Annotated in this window: 25 protein-coding genes; 7 read left to right on the forward strand and 18 right to left on the reverse strand. The window is 71.4% G+C overall.

Annotation, left to right across the window (positions count from 1 at the left end):
• The 15 genes from IPJ59_RS36880 to IPJ59_RS36950 are packed head-to-tail and all read right to left on the reverse strand — an operon-like array spanning window position 1 to window position 13,658.
• Complete coding sequence (locus tag IPJ59_RS36880; RefSeq protein ID WP_293257762.1) at window positions 1–636, reverse strand: phage tail protein I; 636 nt, start codon at window positions 634–636, stop codon at window positions 1–3.
• On the reverse strand, window positions 633–1,583 hold the full coding sequence (locus IPJ59_RS36885) for a baseplate J/gp47 family protein (RefSeq protein WP_293275851.1): 951 nt from the start codon (window positions 1,581–1,583) through the stop codon (window positions 633–635). The genes IPJ59_RS36880 and IPJ59_RS36885 overlap by 4 nt, the downstream gene beginning before the upstream one ends.
• On the reverse strand, window positions 1,583–4,672 hold the full coding sequence (locus IPJ59_RS36890) for a putative baseplate assembly protein (protein WP_293275852.1): 3,090 nt from the start codon (window positions 4,670–4,672) through the stop codon (window positions 1,583–1,585). The genes IPJ59_RS36885 and IPJ59_RS36890 overlap by 1 nt, the downstream gene beginning before the upstream one ends.
• Window positions 4,662–5,069 carry a GPW/gp25 family protein gene (locus IPJ59_RS36895; protein WP_293257768.1) on the reverse strand — a complete coding sequence of 136 codons (408 nt, stop codon included), beginning with the start codon at window positions 5,067–5,069 and terminating at the stop codon, window positions 4,662–4,664. The genes IPJ59_RS36890 and IPJ59_RS36895 overlap by 11 nt, the downstream gene beginning before the upstream one ends.
• Before the next feature lie 12 nt (window positions 5,070–5,081).
• The gene (locus IPJ59_RS36900) at window positions 5,082–5,783 is read right to left on the reverse strand and encodes a phage baseplate assembly protein V (RefSeq protein WP_293257771.1); all 702 of its coding nucleotides are present in this window, start codon (window positions 5,781–5,783) and stop codon (window positions 5,082–5,084) included.
• Entirely contained in the window at window positions 5,780–6,865 is a 1,086-nt protein-coding gene (locus IPJ59_RS36905) for a phage late control D family protein (protein ID WP_293275853.1), read from the reverse strand. The genes IPJ59_RS36900 and IPJ59_RS36905 overlap by 4 nt, the downstream gene beginning before the upstream one ends.
• A 4-nt stretch (window positions 6,866–6,869) precedes the next feature.
• Window positions 6,870–7,664 (reverse strand): CIS tube protein, encoded by a 795-nt coding sequence (locus tag IPJ59_RS36910; RefSeq protein ID WP_293257777.1) that lies wholly within the window; start codon window positions 7,662–7,664, stop codon window positions 6,870–6,872.
• Window positions 7,665–7,677: 13 nt separating this feature from the next.
• A complete protein-coding gene (locus IPJ59_RS36915) occupies window positions 7,678–9,162 on the reverse strand; it encodes a hypothetical protein (RefSeq protein WP_293275854.1) in 1,485 nt (494 codons plus the stop codon).
• A complete protein-coding gene (locus IPJ59_RS36920) occupies window positions 9,159–9,695 on the reverse strand; it encodes a phage tail protein (protein WP_293275855.1) in 537 nt (178 codons plus the stop codon). Before IPJ59_RS36920 ends, IPJ59_RS36915 begins: the two co-directional genes overlap by 4 nt.
• Before the next feature lie 4 nt (window positions 9,696–9,699).
• The gene (locus IPJ59_RS36925) at window positions 9,700–9,879 is read right to left on the reverse strand and encodes a DUF6760 family protein (protein WP_366524768.1); all 180 of its coding nucleotides are present in this window, start codon (window positions 9,877–9,879) and stop codon (window positions 9,700–9,702) included.
• Window positions 9,876–10,247 carry a hypothetical protein gene (locus IPJ59_RS36930; protein ID WP_293257789.1) on the reverse strand — a complete coding sequence of 124 codons (372 nt, stop codon included), beginning with the start codon at window positions 10,245–10,247 and terminating at the stop codon, window positions 9,876–9,878. The genes IPJ59_RS36925 and IPJ59_RS36930 overlap by 4 nt, the downstream gene beginning before the upstream one ends.
• Window positions 10,248–10,249: 2 nt before the next feature.
• Window positions 10,250–10,687 (reverse strand): phage tail protein, encoded by a 438-nt coding sequence (locus IPJ59_RS36935; RefSeq protein ID WP_293257792.1) that lies wholly within the window; start codon window positions 10,685–10,687, stop codon window positions 10,250–10,252.
• Window positions 10,688–10,716: 29 nt separating this feature from the next.
• Entirely contained in the window at window positions 10,717–11,868 is a 1,152-nt protein-coding gene (locus IPJ59_RS36940; RefSeq protein ID WP_293257795.1) for a phage tail sheath family protein, read from the reverse strand.
• Between the two features lie 4 nt (window positions 11,869–11,872).
• The gene (locus IPJ59_RS36945; RefSeq protein WP_293275856.1) at window positions 11,873–13,045 is read right to left on the reverse strand and encodes a phage tail sheath family protein; all 1,173 of its coding nucleotides are present in this window, start codon (window positions 13,043–13,045) and stop codon (window positions 11,873–11,875) included.
• Between the two features lie 22 nt (window positions 13,046–13,067).
• On the reverse strand, window positions 13,068–13,658 hold the full coding sequence (locus tag IPJ59_RS36950; protein WP_293257801.1) for a Pvc16 family protein: 591 nt from the start codon (window positions 13,656–13,658) through the stop codon (window positions 13,068–13,070).
• A gap of 284 nt (window positions 13,659–13,942) precedes the next feature.
• Between IPJ59_RS36950 and IPJ59_RS36955 the strand changes: the two genes are divergently transcribed.
• The 3 genes from IPJ59_RS36955 to IPJ59_RS36965 all read left to right on the forward strand — a co-directional run bounded on the left by IPJ59_RS36955 (window position 13,943) and on the right by IPJ59_RS36965 (window position 17,726).
• Window positions 13,943–15,643 (forward strand): FG-GAP repeat domain-containing protein, encoded by a 1,701-nt coding sequence (locus tag IPJ59_RS36955; protein WP_293275857.1) that lies wholly within the window; start codon window positions 13,943–13,945, stop codon window positions 15,641–15,643.
• Window positions 15,619–16,080 (forward strand): hypothetical protein, encoded by a 462-nt coding sequence (locus tag IPJ59_RS36960; protein WP_293257807.1) that lies wholly within the window; start codon window positions 15,619–15,621, stop codon window positions 16,078–16,080. The genes IPJ59_RS36955 and IPJ59_RS36960 overlap by 25 nt, the downstream gene beginning before the upstream one ends.
• Before the next feature lie 65 nt (window positions 16,081–16,145).
• Window positions 16,146–17,726 carry a chondroitinase-B domain-containing protein gene (locus IPJ59_RS36965; protein WP_293257810.1) on the forward strand — a complete coding sequence of 527 codons (1,581 nt, stop codon included), beginning with the start codon at window positions 16,146–16,148 and terminating at the stop codon, window positions 17,724–17,726.
• 20 nt (window positions 17,727–17,746) lie between these two features.
• Here IPJ59_RS36965 and IPJ59_RS36970 read toward each other — a convergent pair whose 3' ends face one another.
• Window positions 17,747–17,890 (reverse strand): hypothetical protein, encoded by a 144-nt coding sequence (locus tag IPJ59_RS36970; RefSeq protein WP_293257813.1) that lies wholly within the window; start codon window positions 17,888–17,890, stop codon window positions 17,747–17,749.
• A 28-nt stretch (window positions 17,891–17,918) separates the two neighbouring features.
• Between IPJ59_RS36970 and IPJ59_RS36975 the strand changes: the two genes are divergently transcribed.
• Entirely contained in the window at window positions 17,919–18,344 is a 426-nt protein-coding gene (locus IPJ59_RS36975; RefSeq protein WP_293257815.1) for a hypothetical protein, read from the forward strand.
• Between the two features lie 402 nt (window positions 18,345–18,746).
• Window positions 18,747–18,875 (forward strand): hypothetical protein, encoded by a 129-nt coding sequence (locus IPJ59_RS36980; RefSeq protein ID WP_293275858.1) that lies wholly within the window; start codon window positions 18,747–18,749, stop codon window positions 18,873–18,875.
• A gap of 144 nt (window positions 18,876–19,019) precedes the next feature.
• Here the strand turns inward: IPJ59_RS36980 and IPJ59_RS36985 are convergent, their stop codons facing one another.
• Window positions 19,020–20,267, reverse strand: coding sequence for a matrixin family metalloprotease (locus IPJ59_RS36985; protein ID WP_293275859.1), 1,248 nt, complete (start codon window positions 20,265–20,267; stop codon window positions 19,020–19,022).
• 682 nt (window positions 20,268–20,949) lie between these two features.
• Between IPJ59_RS36985 and IPJ59_RS36990 the strand changes: the two genes are divergently transcribed.
• Window positions 20,950–22,647, forward strand: a complete 1,698-nt coding sequence (locus IPJ59_RS36990) for an NAD-dependent malic enzyme (RefSeq protein WP_293275860.1) — start codon at window positions 20,950–20,952, stop codon at window positions 22,645–22,647.
• A 275-nt stretch (window positions 22,648–22,922) separates the two neighbouring features.
• On the forward strand, window positions 22,923–23,729 hold the full coding sequence (locus tag IPJ59_RS36995) for a hypothetical protein (protein ID WP_293275861.1): 807 nt from the start codon (window positions 22,923–22,925) through the stop codon (window positions 23,727–23,729).
• Between the two features lie 7 nt (window positions 23,730–23,736).
• Here the strand turns inward: IPJ59_RS36995 and IPJ59_RS37000 are convergent, their stop codons facing one another.
• Window positions 23,737–25,152: a BamA/TamA family outer membrane protein gene (locus IPJ59_RS37000; RefSeq protein ID WP_293275862.1), complete on the reverse strand. Its 1,416-nt coding sequence runs from the start codon at window positions 25,150–25,152 to the stop codon at window positions 23,737–23,739.
• Window positions 25,153–25,179: the final 27 nt, after the last annotated feature.

Raw genomic sequence — 25,179 nt, forward strand, 5'->3', positions numbered from 1 at the left:
CTACTGGCGACGCGAGCTGCCGAGCAGGGTGTTGACGCCGAGGCGCAGGCCCGGGCGCTCGGGGGTCGGGTGGTGGACGATCTGCATCGAGGGGACGGCGAAGCGCAGGCCGTAGAAGGTGTGGGCCGGCTTCTCCTGATCGATGATCGCGCGGATCGAGCGGTCGTAGCGGGCGAGGGCCCTGGGGTCGCGGCTCGGCACCTCGACCTCGACCTGGAAGAAGTGGGCGACGGCGGTGAACTCGAAGATGGCGACCGCCTCGGGCAGGCCGACGTAGACGCCGATCATGCGGCGCAGGCCCTCCTTGGTGCCGCGCAGGCGGTACAGCTGCATCGCCTCGGCGACCACGCGGCGCCGGGTCTCGTCGTCCCACTCGTCGCGCAGCGACACGGCGACCCAGCGCGCGAGCCACGGGACGAACTCGGCGGGGGCGCGGCGATCGTCGGGCTCGCCGGGCCCGGGGCGGAGGAAGTTCGGCAGGCGCTCGACGGTGCGGGCGAGGCCGGGCTCGGCGGGACCGGCTGTCCCTTCGGGCAGGTCGGCGCCGTCGAGGATGCGCTCGAAGGCGAGGAGCACCCGGCCGAGCCGGGGGTCGCGGCGCAGCCAGGCTGGCAGGTTGTCGAAGTAGCCGCTCACGCCAGCACCTCCTTCCAGCCGTCGCTGGTCGGTTCGAACAGGCGGAGCTTCGAGCCCGCGAGATCGAGGCCGACCTGCTCGTGGGGGTCGACGCGCAGGCCGACCGGCGCGCCGTCGCCGGTCTTGAGCGCGCGCTCGGGGGCCGGGCTGCGCGCGCCGACCGCGGCGACGAAGTCGACCCCGGGCACGCCGTCGAGCAGCGCGTAGAGGTCGGAGAGGAAGACCTCGCCGCCGAAGGGCCAGCCGTCGCCGTCGACGCCGCCGCTGTACGGGTCGAACCAGCCCGACAGCGCGTCCAGGACGCGGGCGCGGGCGGTCGCCGGGGCGACGTCGTCGTCGAGGTAGAGGCTGGCGTCGACCATGATCGCGACGGGTGTGGGGGCGACGACGTGGAGGCGGGTCGTCAAGATCCGGCGCGGCTCGAAGAAGCGGCGCAGGGGGGTGTACACGCCGGTGTGGCCCGGTTCGGCGAGGACCACGAGGGTGACGTGATCGGGGGCGAGGGCCAGCGGGGCGCCGCCCTCGACGTCGCGCTCGGCCAGGCACCGCACGCGGCGCAGGCCGGACTTGCCGGCGAGCGCGAGGGCCTCGGGGCTGTGCGGCCAGGCGTCGCGGGCGAGCGACTCGTAGTCGGCCGGAGTGACCGCGCGGTAGGGCGTCCAGACCTGCGCGAGGGCGAGGCGCATGGCGGCGGCGAGGTCGGGCTCGCGGGCGATGTCCTTGCCGGCGAGCAGCTCGAGGAAGGCGCGCGTCATGGCCTCGGTCTCGCGGCGGGTGCGGTAGCGGATCATCTCGACCAGCGCAGCGAACAGCTCGATGAGGGTGATGCCGAGGTCGGCGGGGCCGTGGTCGGTCCACTCGGGGCACAGCGCGGGCAGGCGGGCGCGGGCCTCGGCGAGCAGGTCGTCGTAGCGCAGCTCGGGGATCTGCGTGAGCGTGCTGGACATCAGACATCCTCCGTCTGGCCGACGAGGGTCAGCTCGTGCGCGCCGGAGTAGACGAGCCCGCCAGCGAGCGCGCGTCGCTGCGGCTCGGACAGCGGCTCGCTCGCGTCGGGCAAGGGCGGCGAGGTGATCACGGCGAGCGACTCGATGTGGTGGACGCCGGGGAAGCGGGCGAGCAGGCGATAGAGGTGCGAGCGCCGGGGGATGCGGCCGAAGTCCCAGCCGAGCCCGAGCTCGCCGCCGGTGAGCGGGTGGAGGAAGCGGGTGATCTCGCCGCGCAGGTCGCTGATGAGGCGGTCGGCGGCGGCGTTGACGGTAGCGACGACGGCGGCGCGCACGGTGACGCGGATCCACCGCGGGCCCGAGACGTGGGCCCGCATCGCCGGCGGGCAGCGGTCGCGGAGGTAGGCCTCGACGTGCTCGAGCAGGCCGAGGCTCGGCACCGGCTGCTCGACCTGACCGTGGGGGACGATGACGACGCGGACCGCGGCGGCTCGGCCCGCGACCTCGGCGGTGTCCGGGGGGACGTTGCCGCCGACGACCCAGCCGTCGGCGCCGAGCGTGCCGGCGTCGGCGGCGTCGAGGTTGATGCCGACGTCGATCGGGTTGAAGCTGGTCGTGAGCGCGTGGGCCCGCGCGACCTCGGGGGCTGCCTCAAAGGCCAGGTCCTCGAGGTCCGCGGCGGTGACGGCCCGACCGCGGTGACGCAGCCGCTTCGGCCCGCGGGCGCGGGCGCGGGCCTCATCCTCGCGGCTGGTGCCGCCCGAGGCGGCGTCGAGGTTGCGGACGCCGTCGATGTAGGGGATCGCGGTCTTGAGCTGGTCGATGGCGCCGGCGGGCCGATTGCCGCGCAGGCCGCCGCCGGTGCGGTAGACGGCGGCGCGGATGTTGGCGCGGCCGCGCGGCGGGGCGCGCCCGCCGAGGCCGTCGCCGAAGCGCAGGTCGCCGGTGTCGGCGTCGAGGACGTAGTGGCGGTCGGCGGGGCCCGAGCCGTGGAAGTGGGTGACCGGCGTCCAGCGGATCCAGACGGCGGTGAGCGTGCCGCTGTTGTTGCGTTCGACGGTGACGGCGTCGTCGCCAAGCTCCTCGCGCAGGGCGGCGACGTCGCGCTCGCTGGTCTGGTCGCGCTCGCGGACCTCGATGCGCTCGTCGGCGAGGACCGGACCCGCGAGCAGGTGAAAGCGCTGGTCGGGGGCGCCGGTGCCGGAGCCGAGGACCTCGTCGCGGTGGGTCACGGCGTGCAGCGCCCAGACCGTGTTGACGGCGACCTTGGCGATGCGAGGCGTGACGCGGAAGCTGCCGGAGACCCAGCGCGCGCGCAGCCAGACGCCCGTGCGACCGAAGACGGCGGCGACGGCGAGGTCCTGCGGGGCGACGAAGCTGAGGATGCCGCGCTGGCGCAGGGCGTCGCTGCCGTCGCGCACGCCGAGGCGGGTCCAGCCGCGGGCGCCGAGGTACTCCCAGGCGATCTTCGGGACCTCGCTGGTCGGTGGGATCTGGTCGGGCGGCTCGGTCTCGGTGGCGTCGGGGGCGAGCACGTCGAGGTAGAGGTTGACGGGCCTTGCCTCGAAGCCGCGATCGAAGCCGAGGTAGAGGGCAGGGCGGGCGCCGAGCTCCACGGCGCCCTCGGGCCTGGTGGTGAAGGCCTGGACCGCGCCGGTGCCGTCGAGGACGCCGAGCTCGCGGGTGTGGCCGAGGTCGCGGGCGACGCTGCGGTCGGCGACGACGGCCTCGAGGGTGTGGCTGTACGACAGGCGCAGCTTGCCGAGCTGCGGTGCGCGACCGCTGGCGTAGGCGCCGGCGAGCACGCGCACGCGGACCCAGCGGCCGACCTTGCCGTTGTGCCGGCCCTCGCTGGCGGTGAAGGGCAGGCGGAAGCGGACCCGACCGGATCGCGTGAGCGCGTAGCTGTCGTCGACGAAGCCGTGGGGGTTCTTGCCGTCGACCAGGATCGCGGGGTCGCTGCCGGAGCAGCGGCCGAGCTCGATCCAGGCGCCGGTGTCGTCGCGCAGCTCCCACACGAGGCGCAGCTCGGCGGTGGCCAGCGGGCGCGCGCCCTCGGCCGCGACCGCGGCGGCGAGGGTCACGTCGAGGACGACGCTGGCCCCGGGCGGTTGGGCCAGGATGTCGCCGCCGTCGAAGGCGCAGGCGCTGCCGATCGTGGGCGTCGCGTCGAGCGGTGCGAACTCGGTGGTCGCGTCGATCTGGGTCGCGCCGCGCAGCACCTTGGCGGGCGCGACGTTGTCGGCGGCGAAGGTCGCGGCGAGCTGGACCTGGCGCAGGCGTGGGACCGGCGGCGGCGACCCGGCGCGCGGGACCTGGCGCGCGACCAGCCAGACCTCGTCGTGACCTGCGATCGTGGTGACCTGCAGCGACGGCGGGCTGGTGATCGTGGCTGTGAGGCGCTTGTCGACGATCGCCACGTTCGCCGCCAGCGGGGTGCTGTCGTCGCCCAGCCAGGTGAGCTCGAGCTTGGTCGGCGGCGCCTCGAAGTCGAGGCGGACGATCCACGAGCCGGCGTCGGCGCGGGCCAGGATCGCCGGGCAGGCGATGTCCAGCTCGTGCACGCCGGCGGTCTGCGGATCGAGGGCCCGCAGCGGGCCGGGCCCAGGGCCGAGGTGGTCGAGGCGGTCGCGCTCGGGCGCGTGGGCGCAGGTCGTCATGAGGCGGGCGCGGGTGACGACCAGCTCCTCCTCGGTCTCGAACAGGATCGGCGCGGGGACGGTGTCACCCTCGTCGGCGCTCGCCTCGACCTGCGTGCCTGCGGGCACCACCGCGTCCTGCGGCGCGTCGCCGACGAGGCGGAAGGTCAGCGGGGCGCGGGCGGGCGCGGGGCGCTGGACCTCGACGCCGATCAGGCGCAGGAACGCGGCGAAGCTGGCGTCGGGCACCGCGTTGATGCCGTCGAGCACGTGGCCGCTGAGGCCGGCGAACACCCGCACGAGGGCGCCGAGCGGGTCTTGCCCCTGTCCGGGCGCGGCCGGCGTCCAGGCGCCGTCGGTGAGCTCGTGCAGCAGCGCGTCGGTCTGCTGGGCGATGGTGTCGGTCGTGCGAGCGTCGACCTTGGGGGCGCGCGTCCAGTCATCCGTCACGGTCGCTGCCTCCGCGCTCGAGGTAGAAGGGATAGACGAAGCTGAAGCGGCTGCTGGCCGCGCGCAGGCGGTAGTCGATCTCGATGCGCATGAGCCCGGGCTCGCCGTCGTCGGGCACGACGTCGACGCCGAGCAGCTCGATGCGCGGCTCGAACTGGCTGAGCGCGCTGACCACCGCGGCGTGGATCTTGCCGATGAGCTGCGGGCTCGGGGCGGCGAACACGAGGTCGTGGATCGTGCAGCCGAAGTCGGGCCGCATCAGGCGCTCGCCGGGGGCGGTCTCCAAGATCGCCCAGATCGCCTGCTCGACGCACGCCTCCTCGCTGGCCGTCTGCAGGCGGCCATCCGTGAACTCCAGCGGCGTCTGCCACCCTGTGCCGAGGAACTTCCAGGCCATGACCGTCGCCCCCTAGCTGCTCACCTCGAGCGCGCCGTTGTTGAGGTTGATGCCGCTGCCGCCGCTGAGCGTGAGGCTCTGGTCGGCGTCGACGGCGATCGATCCGCCGGCGATCGCCACGTCGCTGGCGTCCTTGATGACGAGCTGCTTGCAGCTCAACGTGACCACGCCCTCCTTGAGCGTGAGCGTGATGTCGCTGCCGACCTTGATCTCGACGCACTTGGCGGCGCTGATCGTGACGGCCCCGTCGGCCGTGCTCAGCGCCAGCGAGTCCTTGGCGCCGGCGGCGATGATCTCGATCTTCTCGGCGTCCTTGGTGTCGTCGAAGCGCAGGACGTGCCCACGCGCCGACTGCAGGACCCGGTGCGCGGCGAGGCTGGCCTCGGGGACAGGTGCGGGGCGTTTCTTGCTCCACAGGGCGCCGACGACGATCGGCAGCTCCATCTGGCCGCCGAGGAAGCCGACCACGACCTCGTCGCCGACCTCGTAGGGCCAGTAGAGTCCGTGCGCGGCGGCGGCGTCGTCGGCCCGCGCCCCGGCGGCGGGGCTCAGCACGCGGGCCCAGTGCGACTCGACCGCGCTCGAGATGGTGGGGAAGACGACCTTGACGCGCCCGAGCTTGTCCGGGTCGCGGACGTTGCAGACCGTGCCGATCACGAGGCCGCCGAAGGGGCCAGGCGGCGCGTCGTCGTCGAGGAGGTCGAGCTCGCTCATGTCGCCGTGCGGCTCCCCTCGAAGTCGGTGGTGAAGCCCTCGCGGTCGTAGGTGTGCACGACGCTGGTGAGCCAGTAGTTGCCGGAGAAGCGCTCGCCGAAGCCCTTGAGCGTGAGGATGACGCCGGGCCGCAGGGTCGCCGTCCCGAGCAGGCGGCCGCGGCAGCGGACGTGGGCGAGCGCGAGCGCCTCGAGCTCGGCCGCGGCTGCCAGCTTGGCCGCGTCGGCGCTGACGATCGCCAGGTCGGTGACGACGCTGGTCTCGGGGGCGAAGCTGTCGTCGGCGAGCTTGGGCCCGCTGGTGCTGCCGCCCATGCGCGAGGCGAGCGCGGACTCGGTGACCTCGGCGACCAGCGCCTTCTGCTCCGCCGGATCCCAGCCGCGGGCCGCGACGGCGCCGACCTGGCCGAGCAGGCTGGTCGAGACGTGCAGCTGGAGCAGGTTGCGGCCCATGGTCGCGACCACGCTGCCGTCGGCGCCGAGCTCCCGCGGGCCGAGGTGCAGCGCGGTGTCCTCGACGCGGAGGACGTGGCCGAGGCCGCGGGCCCGCGCGAGCAGGAAGGCGAGGTCGGTCTGCTCGCGCTGCATGACGTAGGGGTGGACCAACTGGGACTCGGGCCCCTCGAGGCGCAGGCCGTGCTCCTGGGCGATCGTGGCGGCGATCTGGCTGTCGCGCTGGTTGAGGAAGACCCGGGTCTTGCGCGCGCGCGCCAGGCGATGCAGTCGGTCGTAGCCGCGGATCGACACCTGCGGGGCCTCGCCGGGGCCGACCTCGAGGTCGAGCCCGAGGATCTCGCCGACGAACACGGCCTTGGTGGTCTCGCCGAGGCCCATGGCGATGGTGATCGGGCGGCCCTCCTGCACGGCCGAGCCGTCGATCCACTCGAGGTCGACCGCCTCGAGGTCGGCGGTCTCGATGACGCAGCTGCTCGGGCGTCCGAGCTCGTGGCGGACCTCGACCCGCAGCACCGAGACGCCATCGTCGCCGCGGGTGATGTCGGTGCCGTCGACGTCGATCGCCACGCGCGCGACCTCGGCGCGGTCGAGCCCGGACGTGGTCGTATCGGTGGGCAGGAGCGGCATGAGGTCAGCGGATGGCGGGGATCGTGAGGACGGTGCCCGGGGTGAGGACGCGGGGGTCGTCGATGTCGTTGGCCTCGGCGATGCCGCGCCAGCGGGTCGCGTCGCCGTAGCAGCGGGCCGCGATCGCCTGCAGCGTGTCGCCGAGGCGGACGGTGTGGGTCTTCTGGACGTCGTTCGAGTTGAGCTCGCCGCTGTCGATCGAGGCGTCGGTGAAGGTGCAGCTCAGGTTGGCCCGCACGGGCGTGCCGTCGGGCAAGAAGCGGGTGTACTGCTGCGTGAGCGAGGTCAGCGGGCCCTCGATCAGGCGGACGTTGCCCCACCACACCTCGCACAGCGGCGGGCGGTGCAGCTCGGTGTTGACGAGCTGGAGCGCGGCGACCTGGGCGGTGTAGGGCAGGACGCTGACGCCGGAGGGCGGGGTGAAGAGGTGCAGCGCGGTCGGGTTCGGCACGCTGATCAGGCCGCCCCAGCCGCCGCCGCCGCCGGGGGCGCCCTCGTAGGTGTCGATCGAGACGTCGAAGGAGAGGGTCGCCGGCGTGATCGCGTCGCCGTTGAAGGTCAGGGCGTAGCTGCGCTTCTGCACCGTCGCCGCGAGGTTGACGGCGCGCCAGCGGACCGAGCTCGAGCTCGAGAGGGTGGCCGGGTTGAACGGCAGCTCGAACTTCTCCGCGTAGTCGCGCGGACTGCTGAGCTCGTACCAGATCGTCAGCTTCGACGGCGTGCCCTGGCCGAGGCCGGGCAGGCCGAGCGACGAGAAGAAGCCGCCGAGCAGCACGCGGCTGCGGTCGCGCATCAACATGGCCGTGTCCTCCTCACCGGATCGCTCTCCTCAGCTCGCGCGCCCGGCCGAGCTCGCGGGCGAGCCGGCGTTGCACGGTGTCGATCAGGGCCTCGATGTCGAGGGCCGGCGCGGGGGGCTGCGCGGGCGCGGAGACCGGGGTGGCGGGCTGGATGTCCGTTCGGACAGGTGAGGACGCGATCGTCGGCGGCGCGCGGCGGGGCTCGTCGGGCCGGGTCGCGGCCGCGTGGGTGTGCGGGAGCTCGGTCCGCGGCGGACCGGGTCGCGTCGGCGTGGGCGGATCGCCGGACCAGGTGGCCGGGGCGGCGAGTGGGGCTCGCTCGCCGGGCAGGCCGCGGGCGCGGACCGGCGCAGCGGGCTCGGCGGGCCGCAGGACGGCCCGCGGCGGGGCAGCGGGAGGGGCTGTACTTTGGGACAGGTCGCGTGGCGGTGTGGCTCTCGGCGGGGCGGCGGGAGGACGGCGTGCCTCGGCGACCGGCAGCGCGGCGGGGACGGCGGGTTCGCGGGGCGGCGCGGCTGCGAGGCGCCCCGAGTGCGGCGTGGGCTCGTCGGGCACGGGCGGGAGCTGGTCGCGCGCTGGCCCGGGCGGCGGCGGCGTCGTCGAGCTGTCCCCAGCGACATGTCCCGAGGGACCTGGTGTATGGGACAGGGTGTTGTGGACGAGCGGGAGGACGTCGATCGGCGCCTGGACCGGCGCGCGCGGCGGTCCAGGCCGGTGCGTTCGCTGCGTCGCGGGCGTCGCTGGGGTCGCTGCCGTTGTCGGCGTCGGCGTCGTCGGGGACGTCGGGGTCGTCGCTGGCGTGGCTGCGATCGCGGCGATGGGGTCCTGCGACGCCGCGGGGCGCGGCCCGGTCGTCGTGGGCGCGGGCGCTTGCCCGTGGCGCCCTGGACGTTCGCGTTGGAACGCCGCGACCACGCGCGGGAGCTCGGCGCTGCTCGGGCGCTGGCGGCTCGGCTCGTCGGTCGTGGCGCGTGCGGGCGGCCGCGCTGGTTCGGCGTGGGCGCTCGCTGCGAGGTCCGATGTGGGCGCGCGAGGCCCGGGCGTCGGCTGCGGCGACGCGGCGGACGGCGCGGGGGCAGACGCGACGACGGCTGCGGGCGCGTGGGCCAGCGGCGGCGCGGGCGTGGGCGTGGCGTCGCGGAGTGGTCGCAGGGCGGCGCGTGGGGGCGGAGCAGCGGCCGCTTCGGCGGGCGCTGACGGCTGCAGCTGGACCTGCACGACCAACCCGGGCGCGTCGGTCGGCGGGCTCGGCCCGAGCGGCCGCGCGTGCACGACCGGCAGCGCGGGCGCCTCGTCGTCGCTGTCGGGGCTCCACTGGGCGGTCCACGACGCGAGCAGGGGCAGGCGCAGCTCGGGCCAGGCGCTGCGGCCGAGCAGGTCGCCGAGCCACCCGGCCTCGACGTCGCGGGCCAGCGCGGTCGGGCGCAGCAGCTCGCGGACGAGCCAGGGGCGCAGCCCCGCCTGCCACGCAGCCGCGGAGGTGGACGCGTCGGTCACAGGCTCTCCTTGCCGGTGGCGAAGCGGGCGATGCCGCGGGCGTAGCCGGCGACCTTGATCCAGTCGGGCTTCTCCAGGCCCTGGTGCGCGAGCTCGAGGCGCTCCACGGCGAGCTGGCCCGAGTTGGCGTCGAGGCTCGGGCCGCTCCAGTGCACCGGGATCGCGGCGCGGAAGTTCCACTGCGTGACCGGGATGTGCTTGCGGTCGAGCAGGATGATCGTGCCGTTCTTGCGCTTGATGACCCCGCGTGCGGTCGCCTCGTACCAATTCCACAGGGTGTCGATCTCGACGATGCCGTGGGTCAGGACGAGGTTGTCCCAGCTGGAGGCGCCGAGCTGCTGGCGCGGGGCGCCGAGGCTGCCGCCGTCGTTTACCGATTCGACGTTGATCCGGCCGCCCATGCCCTCGACCTGCGAGAAGCCGCCGGTCAGCAGCCCGTCGATCTCGACCAGGTAATTGAAGCTGAAATAGGGGTCGAGGCGCCGGCCGAGCGCCGCGCCGCCGAAGGCGAAGATTGCGTTGAGTCCGAACATTAGCTCACCTCGGCTCGTATGCGCTCTCGGGCAGGTTGCGCGCCCGATTCATCACCGCCACCTGCTCGACCCAGCGCCGCCGCGCCCCGTGGTCGAGCCCCATCACCTGGTCGTGGGGCCAATGCAGGTACATGGACAAATAGGCTACCTCCTCGTGCAGGCGGTCCGCGGGGTAGCCGCTCATTTTCCCGGCTCGGGGCCCTCCACCTCGAAGTCGCCGGTGCAATGCGGGCAGGTGACGAGCATGCGCTCGCGCCCGCTGCGATTGAGGCGGACGTACATGTCCTGCAGGTACGCGAGGTCGGAGGCGAACAGGCCCTCGATCACCTTCGGGTTGATATAGTCGAGGCTGCCCAGGCGCGTGACGACCCGCGAGAGCAGGATGACCACGATGTACCCGGGGTTCTGCGCGACCCGGGTGTCCTTGAGCGGCGCGATCTCGTCGAAGGCGGTGGCGAGGCGCATCGTGCCGGCGCGGTGCCGCCGACCCTCGCCGTCGAGGAATCCGTAGGGCAGCTCGAACGGGAACTCGGGCGCTGCGCCCTGGGTCACCTCTACCACTTCTGCACCTCGATGCCCTCGTGGACCAGCTCGAGCGACTCGATCGCGGCCTCGGATCCGCCGGCGTCGAGGCTCGGCCCGGTCCACTTGGTGGGCCACGCGTTCTTCACGTTCCAGCGCACCTTCTCGGCGCCGGTCTCGTCGCGCAGGATGATCGAGATGGTGTGGCGCTCGACGTTGCCCTGGGCGGCCTTGTTGTGCCAATCCCACAGGGCCCGATCCTCCGCGAGGCCGCGCTTGAGGGTGATCGAGCTCGCCTTGCGCTGACCGGGCAGCTTGCGGGCGATGTTGCTCGCGTCGGTGCCCTCGCGATAGTCGAACGAGTCGACCGAGGACTCGATACCCGAGCAGTCCTTGAACCCGGCCCGGGTCAGCCCGTCGAGCTCGACCATGAAGTTGTAGTTGCCGTATGGATCTCTGCGCTTGGCCATCGTCTTGGTCTCCCTGGGCTGCCGATCGGTCAGCCGGCTGCGGCGTCTGTGAGGCTGGTGCCCTCGCCGCGCTGGATCAGGCGGAGGGCGATGAACTCCTGCGGTACGAGCGGCGCGACGCCGATCTCGGCGACCAACATCCCGGCGTCGCGGACCTCGGGCGGGTTGGTCTCGGCGTCGCACTTCACATAGAAGGCCTCGGCGGGGATCCTCCCCTTGAGGGCGCCGGCGGTGTGGAGGCGCTCGCAGTAGTCGCCGACCTCGCGCGCGAGGCGGTTCCACACGGTGCTGTCATTCGGCTCGAAGGCGAAGTCGGCGAGGCGGAGCTCGAGCCAGCGGGCGATCGTCTGCAGCAGCCGGCGCACGCTGAGGGCCCGCCAGTCGCGCTCGTCGCTGAGGGTCCGCGTGCCCCAGATCCGCAGGCCGCGGCCGCGGAAGGCGCGGATGCAATTGACGCCGACGGCGTCGAGGCGCAGCTGGGCGTCGTCGTCGACGCGGTCGCTGAGGTCGCACACGCCGGCGAGCACGACCCCGGCCGGCGCGCGCTGGATCCCCTCGCGGGCGTCGAGGTCGGCGATGGTGCCGGCGATGTGCCCCGAGGGCGGGACGAAGCGCCGCTCGCCCGGCGCGCGCACCCACGGGAAGTACAGCGCCGCGTCGCGCAGCAGCCGGGGGTTTATCGCCGCGATCGCGGCCCGCAACGCGGTCGCGTGGGCCTCGGCGGCGGCGAGCCCGGCGGGCGCGTCGAGCAGGACCATGCAGCGCTGGGACCCGCCGCAGCGGCGCACGAGGTCGGTCTGCGCGGCGATCAGCTCGGCGCTCGCGTCCGGGCCCGACGCGGCCAGCAGATCCGGCGCGCTCACGAGGTCGACGTCGCCGCTGTCATCGAGGCCGCCGATCGCCTCGCTGAGGCCAGCCGCGCCGCGCGAGGCCGGCGACGTGAGGACCACGCAGCGGCGACCACCGGCCTCGAAGAAGCCGCGGACCGCGGGCGCGAGCAGGCCGTCCTCGGGGACCTCGCGGACGCGGGCCGCGAACTGGGCCCAGCGGGTCAGCACCACCGGCGGGCCCTCGGCGGCGTAGCCGAGGAACGCGGGCACGCCGGTGCGAAAGAGCAGGTCCTCGCCCTCTCGCAGCACCTCCCGGTGGACGCCCGGGACCCGCTGTGTCCGCTCGTCCATGGCCTCACTTCGCGGCCTGGGACCGCTGGCTCAGGCGGAAGATGACGAACTCCGCCGGCTTGACGACCGCGACGCCGATCTCGGTGATGACCTGCCCGAGGTCGCGGACCGCGGCGGGGTTGGTCTCCTCGTCGCACTTGACGTAGAAGGCCTGCTCCGCGGTCGCGCCGAACAGCGCCCCGCTGCTCCACACGTTGGTCAGGAAGGCGCCGGTGTTGCGCACGATCTTGGCCCACAGGTCGCTGGTGTTCGGCTCGAACACGGCCCACTGCATGCCCTCGTCGATCGACTCGCGCAGGAAGCAGAACAGGCGGCGGATGTTGATGTACGTGAACTCGTCGTTCTGCTTGAGGGTCCGCGCGCCCCACACCTTGATCGAGTTGCCGAACAGGCGCAGCGCGTTGACCCCGTGCGGGTTCAGGTCGTCCTGGATCGGCTTGCTGACGCGGTACTTGAGCCCGAGCGCGCCGCGCAGCACCTCGTTGGCGGGGGCCTTGTGCACGCCGCGGGTCGCGTCGACGCGGCCGTACATGCCGGCGATGTGGCCGCTCGGCGGCACGTAGTCGCCGTTGCCGGTGACGTCGATCCAGGGGAAGTAGAGCGCGCCGTACGTGCTCTCGCGCAGGTCGTTGATCGCGGCCGCGGTCTGGGCCGGCACCACCTCGGTGGAGTCGAGAATGGCGAAGCGGTCCTGCAGGCGCTCGCAGTGGTCGAGCAGCTTCTCGCGGATCGCCTTGAAGCGGGCCGCGTCGACGCCCTCGGGCGGCTTGATCGGCGCCGCGACCAGGGCGATCTCGTCGACGCTCTCCATCGCCGTGAGCGCCTCGTCGATCGGGTCCCTGGTGTCCGCCGCCACCAGCGAGTTGACCCGGGTCACCCAGGCCCGCGTGCCGCCATTGAGGAAGTAGCCGCGGACCGCGTGACCGAGGGCGCTGTTGGCGTCGACGCGGGCCGAGACCTCGCCGAAGCTGTGCGTGAACTCGGTGAAGTTGGTGATGAGCTGCGGGGTTTGGACCGGCGCGAGCGCGTAGGCGACGCCGTCCGGGCGCAGCGGCATCTTCGCGCCATCGGGGACGAGACCGACGAATCCCGCCGTGCTCGTGCCGACACCCGCGATCGGTGCGGTACCGGAGGGGACCTCCTCGACGTAGACGCCTGGTGACATGTACTGGGGCACAGCGACACTCCTCTCTCGCAGCTCAGGGCTTGCGTACGATATCGACGCGCGGATCTGTGACCGCGGCGGTTGAAAGCTCAGGGTCGCTGACCGGCAACGCGAAGATCAGCGAATAGTTGAAGAAGGGCCTCGGCTTGCCGCCCAGGGCCTGCCAGAATTCGCCCGGGCTACCGAGTCGTCCGCCCTCGAGCGCACGGACATGTATCAGGTAATTGCGGCGCGCAAATTCGCCGACCACCGCCATCGGCGGCAAGATTCGGTATCGCAGCAGGACCCGCATCGCCTCGCCGAGCAGGCGAAACTCGTCGTCCTCGGGCGCGGGCACGCCGTCGCGCGCCCAGGCTGTCACGATGTAATGACACGCGATGCGGAAGGGGTCCGGGGCCCGCAGGAATTCCCCCTGTCCCTGGGGCTCCCATCCCCCGCCGCTCTGCCGCAGGTCCGCATTGCTGACGATGTCGTAGAGGAACAAATTAAGCGCCGGGAGGGCCACCGAGGCCGGCGGGAAGTCGTCTCCCGGGGTAGCGAACGATATCCCGATCTGCGCCCGGATGTCCTCCGGAAGCTCTGCGCGCAATAGTGCGGTCAATCCACGGTGGAGGTCCTGCAGCATCAGGGACGGCGGAGGCTTCCATGGTTGCGATGATAGTGTCAATGGAATTTGATCGCGCGGAGGATATGCGCGTAGTCGCCAGTGGCACAATTGCGGCCATCACCTGGCCTCCTCTGGCGGCTCCTCAGTTGGCTGCCCCGCCGCTCCGGCGCGAGGTCGAGCCAGCGTGCCGGTGCCTGTACAAGCAGCCACACGCTCATGCCGAGGTCGACCACGGGCGCCATGTTGCGGCCCAGCCGTCGCCGCGTCTCGTGTACGATGCCGGCTCACGGGAGCGCGCAGAGATGTCCGACAACACGAGCGACTCGATGAGGTGCTGGACGAGGTACTGGTTGGCGGCGCTGCTCGTCCCGGTGGCGGGCGGCTGCGGCGATGACGGTGGTGCGAGCGCGTCGGCGGGCAGCACCGCGATCACGACGGTCAGCCCCGACACCGGCACCGACCCGACGGTGCCCACGACCAGCGCGGCGTCGGGCTCGGACTCGAGCACCGGGGCGATCAGCGGCACCGCGGCGGACTCGTCGGGCGGCGATTCGGGCGGCCTCAAGTTCGACCTCCCGCCGGGTCAGGACCTCGGCACGCAGGGGCCGACCTGCAAGGTCGTCGACGACATGGACGCGGTCGGAGATTGCACCGACAAGGCCCCGCCGGACGCCTTCGAGCCGGAGCCGCAGTGGAGCTTCATGGGCCCGCCGGGCTTCGAGAACTGCATCGTGATGCCGCTGGTGGCCAACTTCACCGACGACAACGACGATGGTGAGATCGATCTGTGCGATGTCCCCGACGTGGTGGTGGTGGCGGGCCCCGATCAGGGCTCGGACACCCCGCCCTCGCGCCTGTATCTGCTCGACGGCCTGACCGGCGTGGAGCACGGCTACGCGGCGGAGCTCGTGCAGTTCGGCGGGACGCCGGCGCTCGGGGACATCGACGCCGACGGGCTGCCGGAGATCGTGGCGCTCTCGGCCGACGCGCACCTGGTCGCGTTCGAGCACGACCTCACGCTCAAGTGGAAGAGCGCGGCGACGGTGCCCGGGGCCCAGTCGAGCGCGGTCGGGCTGGCCGACGTCGACCAGGACGGCGACGTCGAGATCTTCGTCAGCAACCAGCTCTTCGATCACATGGGCGCCGAGCTGTGGGCGAAGGGTCCGGCGTCGATCTACTCGGCGACGATGGCCGCGGACATCGACGGCGTGCCGGGGCTCGAGATCCTCAACGGCGACGCCGTGTTTCACGCCGACGGCAGCGACTACTTCAACCTCGGCGGCGGCGGCAGTTGGGTCCACGCGCAGGTCGCCAACCTCGACGACGACGCCGAGCCGGAGCTGCTGCTCGCGTACAGCGACCGCATCGCGCTGCACGAGCACGACGGCGCGCCGGTGTGGTCGTTCGCGCCGGGCGGCCAGGGCGACCTCGACCGCCCGATCAACATCCACGACTTCGACGGCGACACCAAGGCCGAGTTCGGGGTCAGCGCGCCGGGCTCCTACGGCGTCTACGAGGCCGACAAGACGCCGCTGTGGGAGGCGATGATCCTCGACCCGAGCGGCCAGGCCGGCGGCACCGCCTTCGACTTCATCGGCGGCGGCAAGGCCCAGGCGGTCTACGCCGACGAGTACAACGTGTGGGTGTTCGACGACGTCGGCACGCCGCTGATGAACACGCCCCATTTGTCGGGCACGATCATCGAATATCCGGTCATCGCGGACATCGATAACGACGGATCTTCGGAGATCCTGGTCGTCTCCAATACGGTGCTGCACGGCGGCATGGTGCCCTTCACCGTGCAGGCGGTCCGCGATATCGAGGACCGCTGGGTCCAGGGGCGCCGGATCTGGAATCAGCACACTTATCACGTGACCAACGTCCGCGAGGACGGCACCATCCCGCAGGTCGAGCCCAAGCACTGGGAGCTGCTGAACACTTTTCGCACGCAGGCGCAGATCTCGGGGAGCGGCGGGGTGTGCCAGCCGCCCCCGCCGGGCTGAGCCTGGCGGCGCGGGGCACGATGGACCCGGAGACGACGATGGCGCCGGCGCGCAGACCCTCGACGCTCGGCTTCTACATCGGCGCGGGTGGGCACGCGCTGGCGTGGGGCGTCTATTTCCTGCTCGGGGTCGCCGACGACCCGGTCGTGCCGGGCTGGGCCGCGCTGGTCCTCGCCTTCGGTGGTCGTGAGGCCATCCTCGCCGTGTTCTCGCTGGCGTCGATGCTGCCGCTCTACGGCGAGGTGCAGGAGCTCATGGAATGCGGGTGGCCCCGGCTGGCGCGCGCGCTCGGCCTGCTGTTCGCCGCGGTCGCGCTGGCGCTGGCGTGGCGCTGGTATGGCCAGGGGCGCACATTGTTGCTCGTATTCGCGGTACTCCTGAGCCTGCCGGGGCTGCTGGGACCGGCCCTGCCCCGCGATCGGGCGCCAGGTCGCTGATCGGTTGTCATACCCGCGATGCAACTCGGGTATGCCCGGGCCTCGCTGCGTGTTAGCGTCGCCACATGGTGCGAACCAGCGCAGCGCTCCTCACCACGACCTTCCTGGCGCTCGCCAGCTCCCACGCCCGCGCCGGCGAGGTCCCGGTCGCCGACGTGCCCGGTTTGCTCGCCGCGATCCAGGCCGCCAAGCCCGGCGACGTCATCGTGCTCGCACCCGGCACCTACGAGGTCCACCAGAGCAAGATCGCCTGCGAGGCCGCCGGCACCGCCGACGCGCCGATCGTCGTCCGCGCCGCCGAGCTCGGCACCGTTCATATCAAGTTCGACGCCGTCGAGGGATTCCACGTGCGCGGGCCCTTCTGGGAGTTCGCCAACCTCGACATCGAGGGTATCTGCGCCGCCGACAGCGACTGCGAGCACGCCTTCCACGTCACCGGCGCAGCCGAATCCACCTGGCTGCACCACAACCGCCTGCACGGCTTCAACGCCATGGTCAAGGGCAACGGCGAGCCGATCGGGCCCAACAGCGCGTTCGTGTGGCCCGACGACGTCGTCATCGAATACAACGAGCTCTGGAACCCCGCTCCCCGCGACACCGCCAATCCCGTGACCCCGCTCGACATCGTCGGCGGCCAGCGCTGGGTCCTGCGCGGCAACTTCATCCACGATCACGCGAAGGGCGGGGGCGACAACATCAGCTACGCGGCATTCCTCAAGGGCCACAGCAAAGACGGCATCATCGAGCGCAACCTCGTCGTCTGCGAATTGCTGCACACCGGGCAGATCCGCCTCGGCCTCTCCCTCGGCGGCGGCGGCACCAGCCCCGACTCCATCTGTGAGGACGGCTCCTGCAAGCCCGAGCACGAGCGCGGCACCCTGCGCAACAACCTCATCGTCCACTGCCCGGCCGACGTCGGCATCTACATCAACGCCGGCGCCGACAGCAAGATCGTCCACAACACCCTGTTCGACAGCGCCGGCGTCGACATGCGCTTCCCGCAGACCACCGGCCTGGTCGCCAACAACATCATGGACGGTAAGATCCGCGATCGCGACGGCGCGGTCACGGCGCGGATGAACAACCTCGAGCAGGCCAACCTCGCTGCCTGGTTCGCCGACCCCGGCGCGTTCGACTTCACCCTCGTCGACGGCGCAACCCTGATCGACCTCGCCAGCCCGCTCCCCGAGGTCACCGATGACTATTGCGGCAACCTCCGTGACGACGGCAAACCCGACATCGGCGCCATCGAATACGACGGTGACGGCTGTGTCGGCGGACAGCCCGTCGAACCCGGCGACCCCACAGGCGGCGACACCGATACGACCACGGGTGATACCACCAATAGTACCACCGACACCAACCCGACCAGCGAACCTCCCGCCACCACCACCGCCGCTACCGACACCCTCCCCACCTCCGGCGACCCCGATACCGACACCGCCCTCACGATCACGGACGACTTCACGGCCAGCCACACCGGCAGCTCGACCCCCGACAGCACAGGCGATACTGCAAGCAACACCGACGGCGCAGACCCCGGTGCAAGCGGCTGCAGCTGCCGCAGCGGCGCCCCCACACCCCCCTGGCTGCTCGCCCTGTGCCTCCTGGCCCTGCCGCGTCGCGGCCGCAAACTGCACGGATAACGAGCCGCGCGCGCGAGCCTTCAATCGCGATACGGATCGCGCCCCTGAACCGCGAAAGCAAACTTCGACGACCGCAGCGCAAGGAGTGCCGGCCCGCGGATGTGCAGCTGCCGCGCGGCCGCGGCATACTTCGTTGGTAGCACCGGCACGATCGATCGATCCATGCGTATCATAGCTCGTATCTCATGCATCGTGCTCGCGCTGCTCGGCTGCAACGCCGACAACGGGGACACGCTCGCCGTGGAAGATCTGCCCGCGGAGCAGGCGGCAGCGTTTTGCGAGCTGTTTCTCGTCGTGCAGCCCGGCGCGCTGCGAACTCCCTTGCTGGAAGGCGGTCGCGCTGCGGACCCCGACCCGCCGCGCCTGGCAGGCTCGTGGCCAGCCAAGGGCGGCAAGCCGGCCAAGGGCGACACGGAGGAGCAGCCCCACGGTGGAAGTCGGCGCCGTCTACTGCGCGATGCCCGCCGCTGGCTCGCGGCGGGGGCGGGTGAGCGCAAGGGTTTCGTCTTGTCGAGACACGAGCCCGGTTGTACTATTGAGATCGGCGCTTACCGCTGGTCCGTTCGCAAGCAGACACCATGCAATCCTTCTTTCGCCTTGTATTCGTGCACCGCATGACCTTCGTGGCCCTCATCGTTGGCGGCTGCGTGACGGGAGGCAACAGCGTCGAGGGCAACGGTGGAAACGCCAAGCTGGAGATTCCGGTCAACGTCTACTTCAACGGCGGAGGAGGCAACCAGGGAACCGGAGCGGGAGCGCCAATGCAGCCGGTTGTAGGCTGTGGTTGTTGGGGACCGGCGCAGCCCGGCAGCTACAAGGATGGCCGATGCGCATCTGGCTATTCGTCGCCGGTCGCTTGCCAGGGATTCTGCCCAATGTGGGGCCAGCCATGGGGAATCATGTGTCAGTGACAATAGGAAAACTATGAAGGTCGAATTCGCAGTGAGTGTATTGGTCCTAGTACTGGCATCCTGTGCAACAGGAGGCAATAGTGTGAATGGCCGGGGGGGAAACGCCGAGGTGAATGTGAAAGTTAGCCCCAATGTCGATCTCAGTAAGGAAAAGACCGAGGTCCACGAGGCCCCCGAGGCCAACGCGGCCCCCAAGGAAACCAACGACACGACCGACGGGACCTCCGACAAGGAGTGAGGGTACGAGGAGGGTCGCCGGGTTCCCGGAAGCACGGGACGGGTGAGACCAGCATCACGGCATAAGTCGCTCGCGTCGGACGATCGCGGCGCCGCCGCCCGGCGCCGTCGTTCGCGCTGGGCAGCGTGCATCGTCAGGACGCGCTCACAGATGAAACAGCGTGTAGTTCCCGCTGGGGTTCATGATGTGGCCTCCCCCTGCCGGGCACACACCGGGGCCATTGCCCCCGAAGTGCAGGCCCTCACACTTGTTGCAATAGCGCCAGTTGCTCTGACCGTTGGCGGTGCTGTCCTCGTGCGCGAGGGTGTAGTTCCCGCTGCCCGCGGCAGTATGCCCGCCGCCGGCCGGGCATACGCCGGGGGTATTGCCTCCGAAGTGCAGGCCCTCGCACTTGCTGCAATAGCGCCAGTTGTTCTGTCCGGGCACGACCGATGTGTTATGGGCCAACGCGTAGTTACCACTGCCCGTCGTGATGTGTCCGCCGCCGGCCGGGCACCGCCCCGGAGTATTGCCTCCGAAGTGCAGGCCCTCGCACTTGCTGCACCACCGCCAGTTCGGCTGGCGCCAGACGGCACCGTAGATCGCCTGGATCCCGCTGATGTCGTCGCTCTCGAGGTTACGGTGGGCGCCGCCGTAGTAGGCGTACATCAGCGCGCCGTTGATCGATGAATGCGCCAGGCCGAGCGCGTGCCCGATCTCGTGGGCCGCGACGGTGGTCAGGTCGAAGCCGGTGGGCGGCGTGTTCACGCTCCAAGTCTCGGCCTCGTCGAAGTGGATGTCGCCCGGGTACGTACCATTGGGCGGCGGATAGAAGCCGTGGGCCAGCACGCCGCTCGGGCCGTCGAACGGGTAGCCGCAGCCGTGGTCACCGGGCGCAAAGCGCAGGATCATGTCCGCGGCGCCACCCGCCGCGACCTCGTTAAACGTCAGCGGCGTGACCTCGGCCCACAGCAGGAGCGCCTGGTAAAAGGCTCGCTTGACCTCGGCCTCAGTCAGGTCGGCGGTGGTGTTAGCGAACGAGTACGTGATGTTGGTCTTGTTCCACTTGCCGCCCTGCAGCGTGAACTCGCCGAGCGGGCCGCTCGCGCCGCCCGAGTCCGGGAATCCGCAGCGCGGCTGACTGATCTTCGCGAGCGTCTCGTCGCCCAGCGTGCCGGTCTCCGGCAGATGATTGAGCCGCTGAAACTTGCGCAGCGCCTGCTCCGTCGAGTCGTCGAAGCCGGCGGTCCGGGCACCCGCGTTGAGATAGCCGAACTTCTGCAGGTATTGCTGCAGGCGATCGACCTGCACGCCGCTGTCGCCGCGCTTGAGGCCCGTCACCGACGGGACATACGGCTTGGCCAACGTGTGGCTCTTCATCTCGGCCATCGATATCGTGCGTAACTTCGCCATCTTCCAAACCTCCCGGCGCCCAGGCGCCACGGCTGGCAGACTAGGCCTGGTGACCGGTGCGCTGCAAGATGCCATGATCGCGCCAGGCATCCCCCGCTCGTGGATCGGCGCGTAGGGGCGGCGAGCCCCCCCACCGTCGTGCGGCGCGCGGCCGGGCAGCGTCGCCCCCTGGGCTGTTGCGTAGCAATCTCGGCGGCTTCGTGAGCGTCGCCGCGTGGCCGTGCGGATGCAGAGGCGGGCGTCATGCCTGCATGCGCACGGCCGGGCACCTACGTCCCGCGCCAGACCCACGACTGCGACGCGGCGGTGCTCGTGCGGCGGCACCTCCCGGGTTTCCTCGTGCGCCTCGAGGATAGCGGGTAGGGTCCGCTGCCCGAGTTCGTGAGGGCCAAGCTCGAGGGCTTCAGCGGGTGCGGCGATTATGCGGAGCCCGGAATTATGTGGAGGCCTGCACGCGCACGGCCACGCGCGATCGCTCAAGAAGTCGGTGGGATTGCTTCGGAACGCCGCACCGCTGGTCCCGAGGCCGGCCCACGGGCGGGCCACCCCGGTCCGCCCGTGGGCCACCAGGACGCCTCTGCGACCCGCCTGGAGGCGTTACGCCCCCGACGAGGCGTGATGGCATACACCGGCCCTGCCCCGCGATCGGGCGCCGGCTCGCTGATCGGTTACCATGCCGGCGATGATCCGCATGATGGGCGTGGACGACACGATCGAGACCGGTCGCACGGGCATTGAGCTGCTGGACGACCCCTTGCTCAACAAGGGGACCGCGTTCACGGAGGAGGAGCGCGACGCGTTCGAGCTGCACGGGTTGCTGCCGCCGCACGTCGGGAGCCTCGAGCAGCAGGTCACGCGCAGGCTCAAGGCGCTGCGCGCCTGCGACAATCCGCTCGAGCGCTACGCCTTCCTGCGCGACCTGCAGGACATCAACGAGACGCTGTTCTATGCGCTGCTGGTCGGTCACGCGGCGGAGCTGCTGCCGCTCGTGTACACGCCGACGGTCGGCGAGGGCTGTCAGCGCTTCAGCGAGATCTGGCGCCGACCCCGCGGGCTGTTCCTCAGCTACCCGAACCGCGCTCGCATCGCCAGCATCCTGGCGAGCCCGCGCCTCGATCGGGTGCGGGTGATCGTGGTCAGCGATGGCGAGCGGATCCTCGGCCTCGGCGACCAGGGCACCGGCGGGATGGGGATCCCGATCGGCAAGCTCTCGCTGTACACCGCCTGCGCGGGCATCCACCCCGAGCGCACGCTGCCGATCTTCCTCGACGTCGGCACCGATAACCAGGAGCGCCTCGCCGATCCGCTGTATGTCGGCTGGCGCAGCCCGCGGGTGCGCGGCGCGGAATATGATGCATTCGTGGCTGAATTCGTCGCCGCGGTGCACCGGCGCTGGCCCGACGTGCTGCTGCAATGGGAGGACTTCGCCAATCACAACGCCGGGCGTCTCCTCGATATTTATCGTGATCGGCTGTGCTCGTTCAACGATGATATCCAGGGCACGGCCGCGGTGGCCGCGGGCACGCTGCTCTCGGCGATCGCGGTGACCGGGGTGCCGCTGTCCGAGCAGCGGGTGGCGATCGTGGGGGCGGGCTCGGCCGGCTGCGGCATCGCCGACCTGCTGTTGCGGGCGATGATCGACGCCGGCGTGCCGGAGCCGGCGGCGCGCCGGCGCTTCTTCGCCGTCGATCGCGACGGGCTGCTGGTCGACGATATGCCCGGCCTGCGCCATGCGCAGAGGCCCTTCGCGCGGGCGCGTGACGAGCTGGCGGGGTGGCAGCTCGAGCAGCCCGGCGCGATCGGCCTGCTCGACGTCGCCAGGAACGCCCGGCCGACGGTGCTGATCGGGGTGTCCGGTCAGCCGGGGGCGTTCTCGGAGGCGGCGGTGCGAATGCTGGCTTCGCAGGTCGAGCGCCCGGTCATCTTCCCGCTGTCCAATCCCACGTCGCGCGCCGAGGCGACGCCGGAGGACCTGATGCGATGGACCGAGGGTCGAGCGCTGATCGGCACCGGCAGCCCGTTCCCGCCGGTGCTGTGGGCGGGTCGACAGGTGCCGATCGCCCAGACCAACAACTCGTACATCTTTCCGGGCGTGGGGCTCGGGGTCCTCGCGGTCGGGGCGCGGCGCGTCACCGATGCGATGTTCATGGCCGCGGCCCGGTCGCTGGCCACGCTGTCACCGGCGCGGAGCGACCCGCACGCGCCGCTGCTGCCGCCCGTGGCCGAGCTGCGCTCGGTCGCGCTCACGGTGGCTGCTGCGGTCGCGCGGCAGGCCCAGGCGGACGGGGTCGCCGATCCTTGCAGCGACGAGGAGTTGCAGCGGCGCCTGCGGGCCGAGATGTGGGCGCCCGTGTATCGGCCGTATCGTCGCGTTCGGTGAACGTGGTGGCGCCCCCGTGGTCGGGTGACGGTGTATCGTGGCGCGGCATGTCGCGCGGAAGATCCATCTGCAGTGTCCTCGGGCTCGCGTGCGTGGGGCTCGCGTGGATTGCTAGCTGCGACGGTCAGGCCGGCCCGAGCACGGCCCCACCGGTCGCAAGTCCCCCGGAAGCGCCGCGTCCTCCAGAGATGTCGCCGGCAGAGACGTCGCCAGCGACGCCCGTCGTAACACCGCCCGCGACGCCCGTCGTAACACCGCCCGCGGCGCCCGTCGCCGTGGACGCAGCGACGCCCGTCGCGGCGGCTGCCTCGACGCCAGCCTCGCCGGCGGCGCTGATCGGCTGGTGGCGCGGCGACAGGGTGTGCCTCGAGCTGTTCGCCAACGGCGACTTCGAGCTCAGCGATCTCGGCGATGAGCCCAAGGTGATGGTGATGGGCAAGGCCAGCGTCGTTGCCGAGGGCGATGGGTTCGCGCTGCAGCTGGCGACCGAGCGCATCTGGAAGGGCCGCTATGTCAGCTCGTGCCGCAAGCACCACGAATACGGCGGCTTCATCGATTCGCGCGATATGCTCGGTGTGCAATTCGAGCCGGGCAAGGCGACGCAGCTGAAGCTGCGGCGGATCGGCGACGCGCAGGTCGAGCTGTGCGGGGTGGCGTGTGCGACGCTGACGCGCACGACCCCGGCGCTGGTCGCCCGCTGGCGCCGGGCGCAGATGGAGTTCCCGGATCGTCCGAAGGCGACCTGGCAGGCGGGCGACCTGCTCGAGCTCGACCTGAATCGGAGCCTGGGGCACGTGTGGGCCGGCGCGGCCGACGGGAAGTTCGCCACGGTGTATGCGCGGATCGAGGTGCAGTATGTGGCCGTCGATCGCTTCACGGTGACGCTGCGGCCGGAGTACTACGCCGACGCAGTGGTGGCGGGCGTGGCCCCGACGGCGCTCGGGCTGGCGTTCCCGGTCGGGGCGAGCCAGGTGCTCGAAGTGCGTAGATTGGCCGGGGAGCGGATCGAGGTGTGCGCCGCGGCGGATCGCTGCGCGACGCTCGAGCGTCAGTTCGACGGCGGGCACTACGACCTCGATTGAGGTCGCTTTAGAACGCGTGCTCGGCCTGGACGTAGAGCGCCGCGCCCTCGCGGCCGAAGCCGGCCTCGACGCGGAACACGGCGAAGCGGTCCCAGATCATCAGGAGCCCCGGGCCGCCGGTCGGGTACACCGATTTGTAGAGGTCGATGGGGTTCATCGCCACCGAGCCGACCTCACCGAACAGCGTGAAGCCGAGGCCGGCGGTGTGCCGGCGGAGCTTGCGTTCGAGCGGGGTGAAGCGCAGCTCGGCGGTGGCCATCGCCTTGACGTTGCCGATGAAGCGGCGGCGGACGAAGCCGCGGCCGACGAAGGCGCCGCCGTAGGCGTCGACCGGGTTGAGGCCGCCGAGCTCGCCGAGGGCCATCAAGGCCGGTGTGCCCCACAGCGCGTCGAAGGTGACGCGGGTCGCCAGCAGCAGATCGGGCGTGCCGAGCTGCAGATAGTTGCGGGCCGACAGGTGCACGCGGCCCCAGTTGCTGGTCGAGCCGGTGGAACGGCCGGCGAAGTCGAGGGTGAGGTCGACGAGGCTGCCCTCGCTGGGGCTCCAGTCGTTGTCGCGGCTGTCCCAGCTGAGGCCGAGGCGGACGATGCCGCGGCGCTCGATGCCGACGCGCTGCGGTTCGTCCTCGGCCATACGACTGCCGGGCAGGGCGCGGATGACGTCGACGAAGTAGAACACGCCCGAATAGTGGCGCAGCAGGCCGGGGGCGCGGCCGGGTCGCTGCAGCTGCCACAGCGGGTGCTGGTAGGTGAACCACCCGCCGTAGTTGTCCATATGGATCCAGTTGTACGGCCCCGACAGCTGCGAGCCGGAGAGGTTCTGGTGGTTGTTGACGCCGAAGTACGGGAACACCGGATCGCGGATCGCCAGGGCGCCGAATTGCAGCACCTCGTTGTGGTTCATGAGGTCGCGCAGGCGGGCGCTGAGGTTGTGGTTCTGCACGAGCCGCGTCGAGACCTGCGACCAGGCCTGCACATATGCGCCGTTGAACTCCTGGCCGGGCCGACGATAGGAGTAATTGACCGAGCCGCCGAACATCGGGCCGATCTGCGGCTGGGCGCTGAAGTGGGGCAGGGGCAGGATGCGGTGCTCGCCGCGCCCCGACGGCTCGCCGCGGCCGCCGCGGGGCGTGCCGGGCGTGCGCGACTCGGCGAACACCGACATCGGGTGCAGGCCGAGCGGCGGCAGCGGGTAGAAGCGGAAGCTGCGGCGCATCAGCGGCTCGTGGATCGGTCCGTTGTCCTGCGCCGGCGTCGGTGCGCCAGAGCTGGGAACAGCTGCACGTGGCACGACGCTCACGCGCTCGATCTGCAGCGGCGCTGGTGGGCCGCCGTGGGCGGTCGCCTCGGGTGGGATGGCGCCTGGTGTCGGCCCGGGCGTGCTTGGAGCCGCGAGCGCGAGGGTGATGAGGAGTGGCAGCACCGACGGATGCACGGCAAATGCGCCGGC

Source organism: Nannocystis sp., assembly GCF_016714285.1.
Taxonomy (GTDB): domain Bacteria; phylum Myxococcota_A; class Polyangia; order Nannocystales; family Nannocystaceae; genus Nannocystis.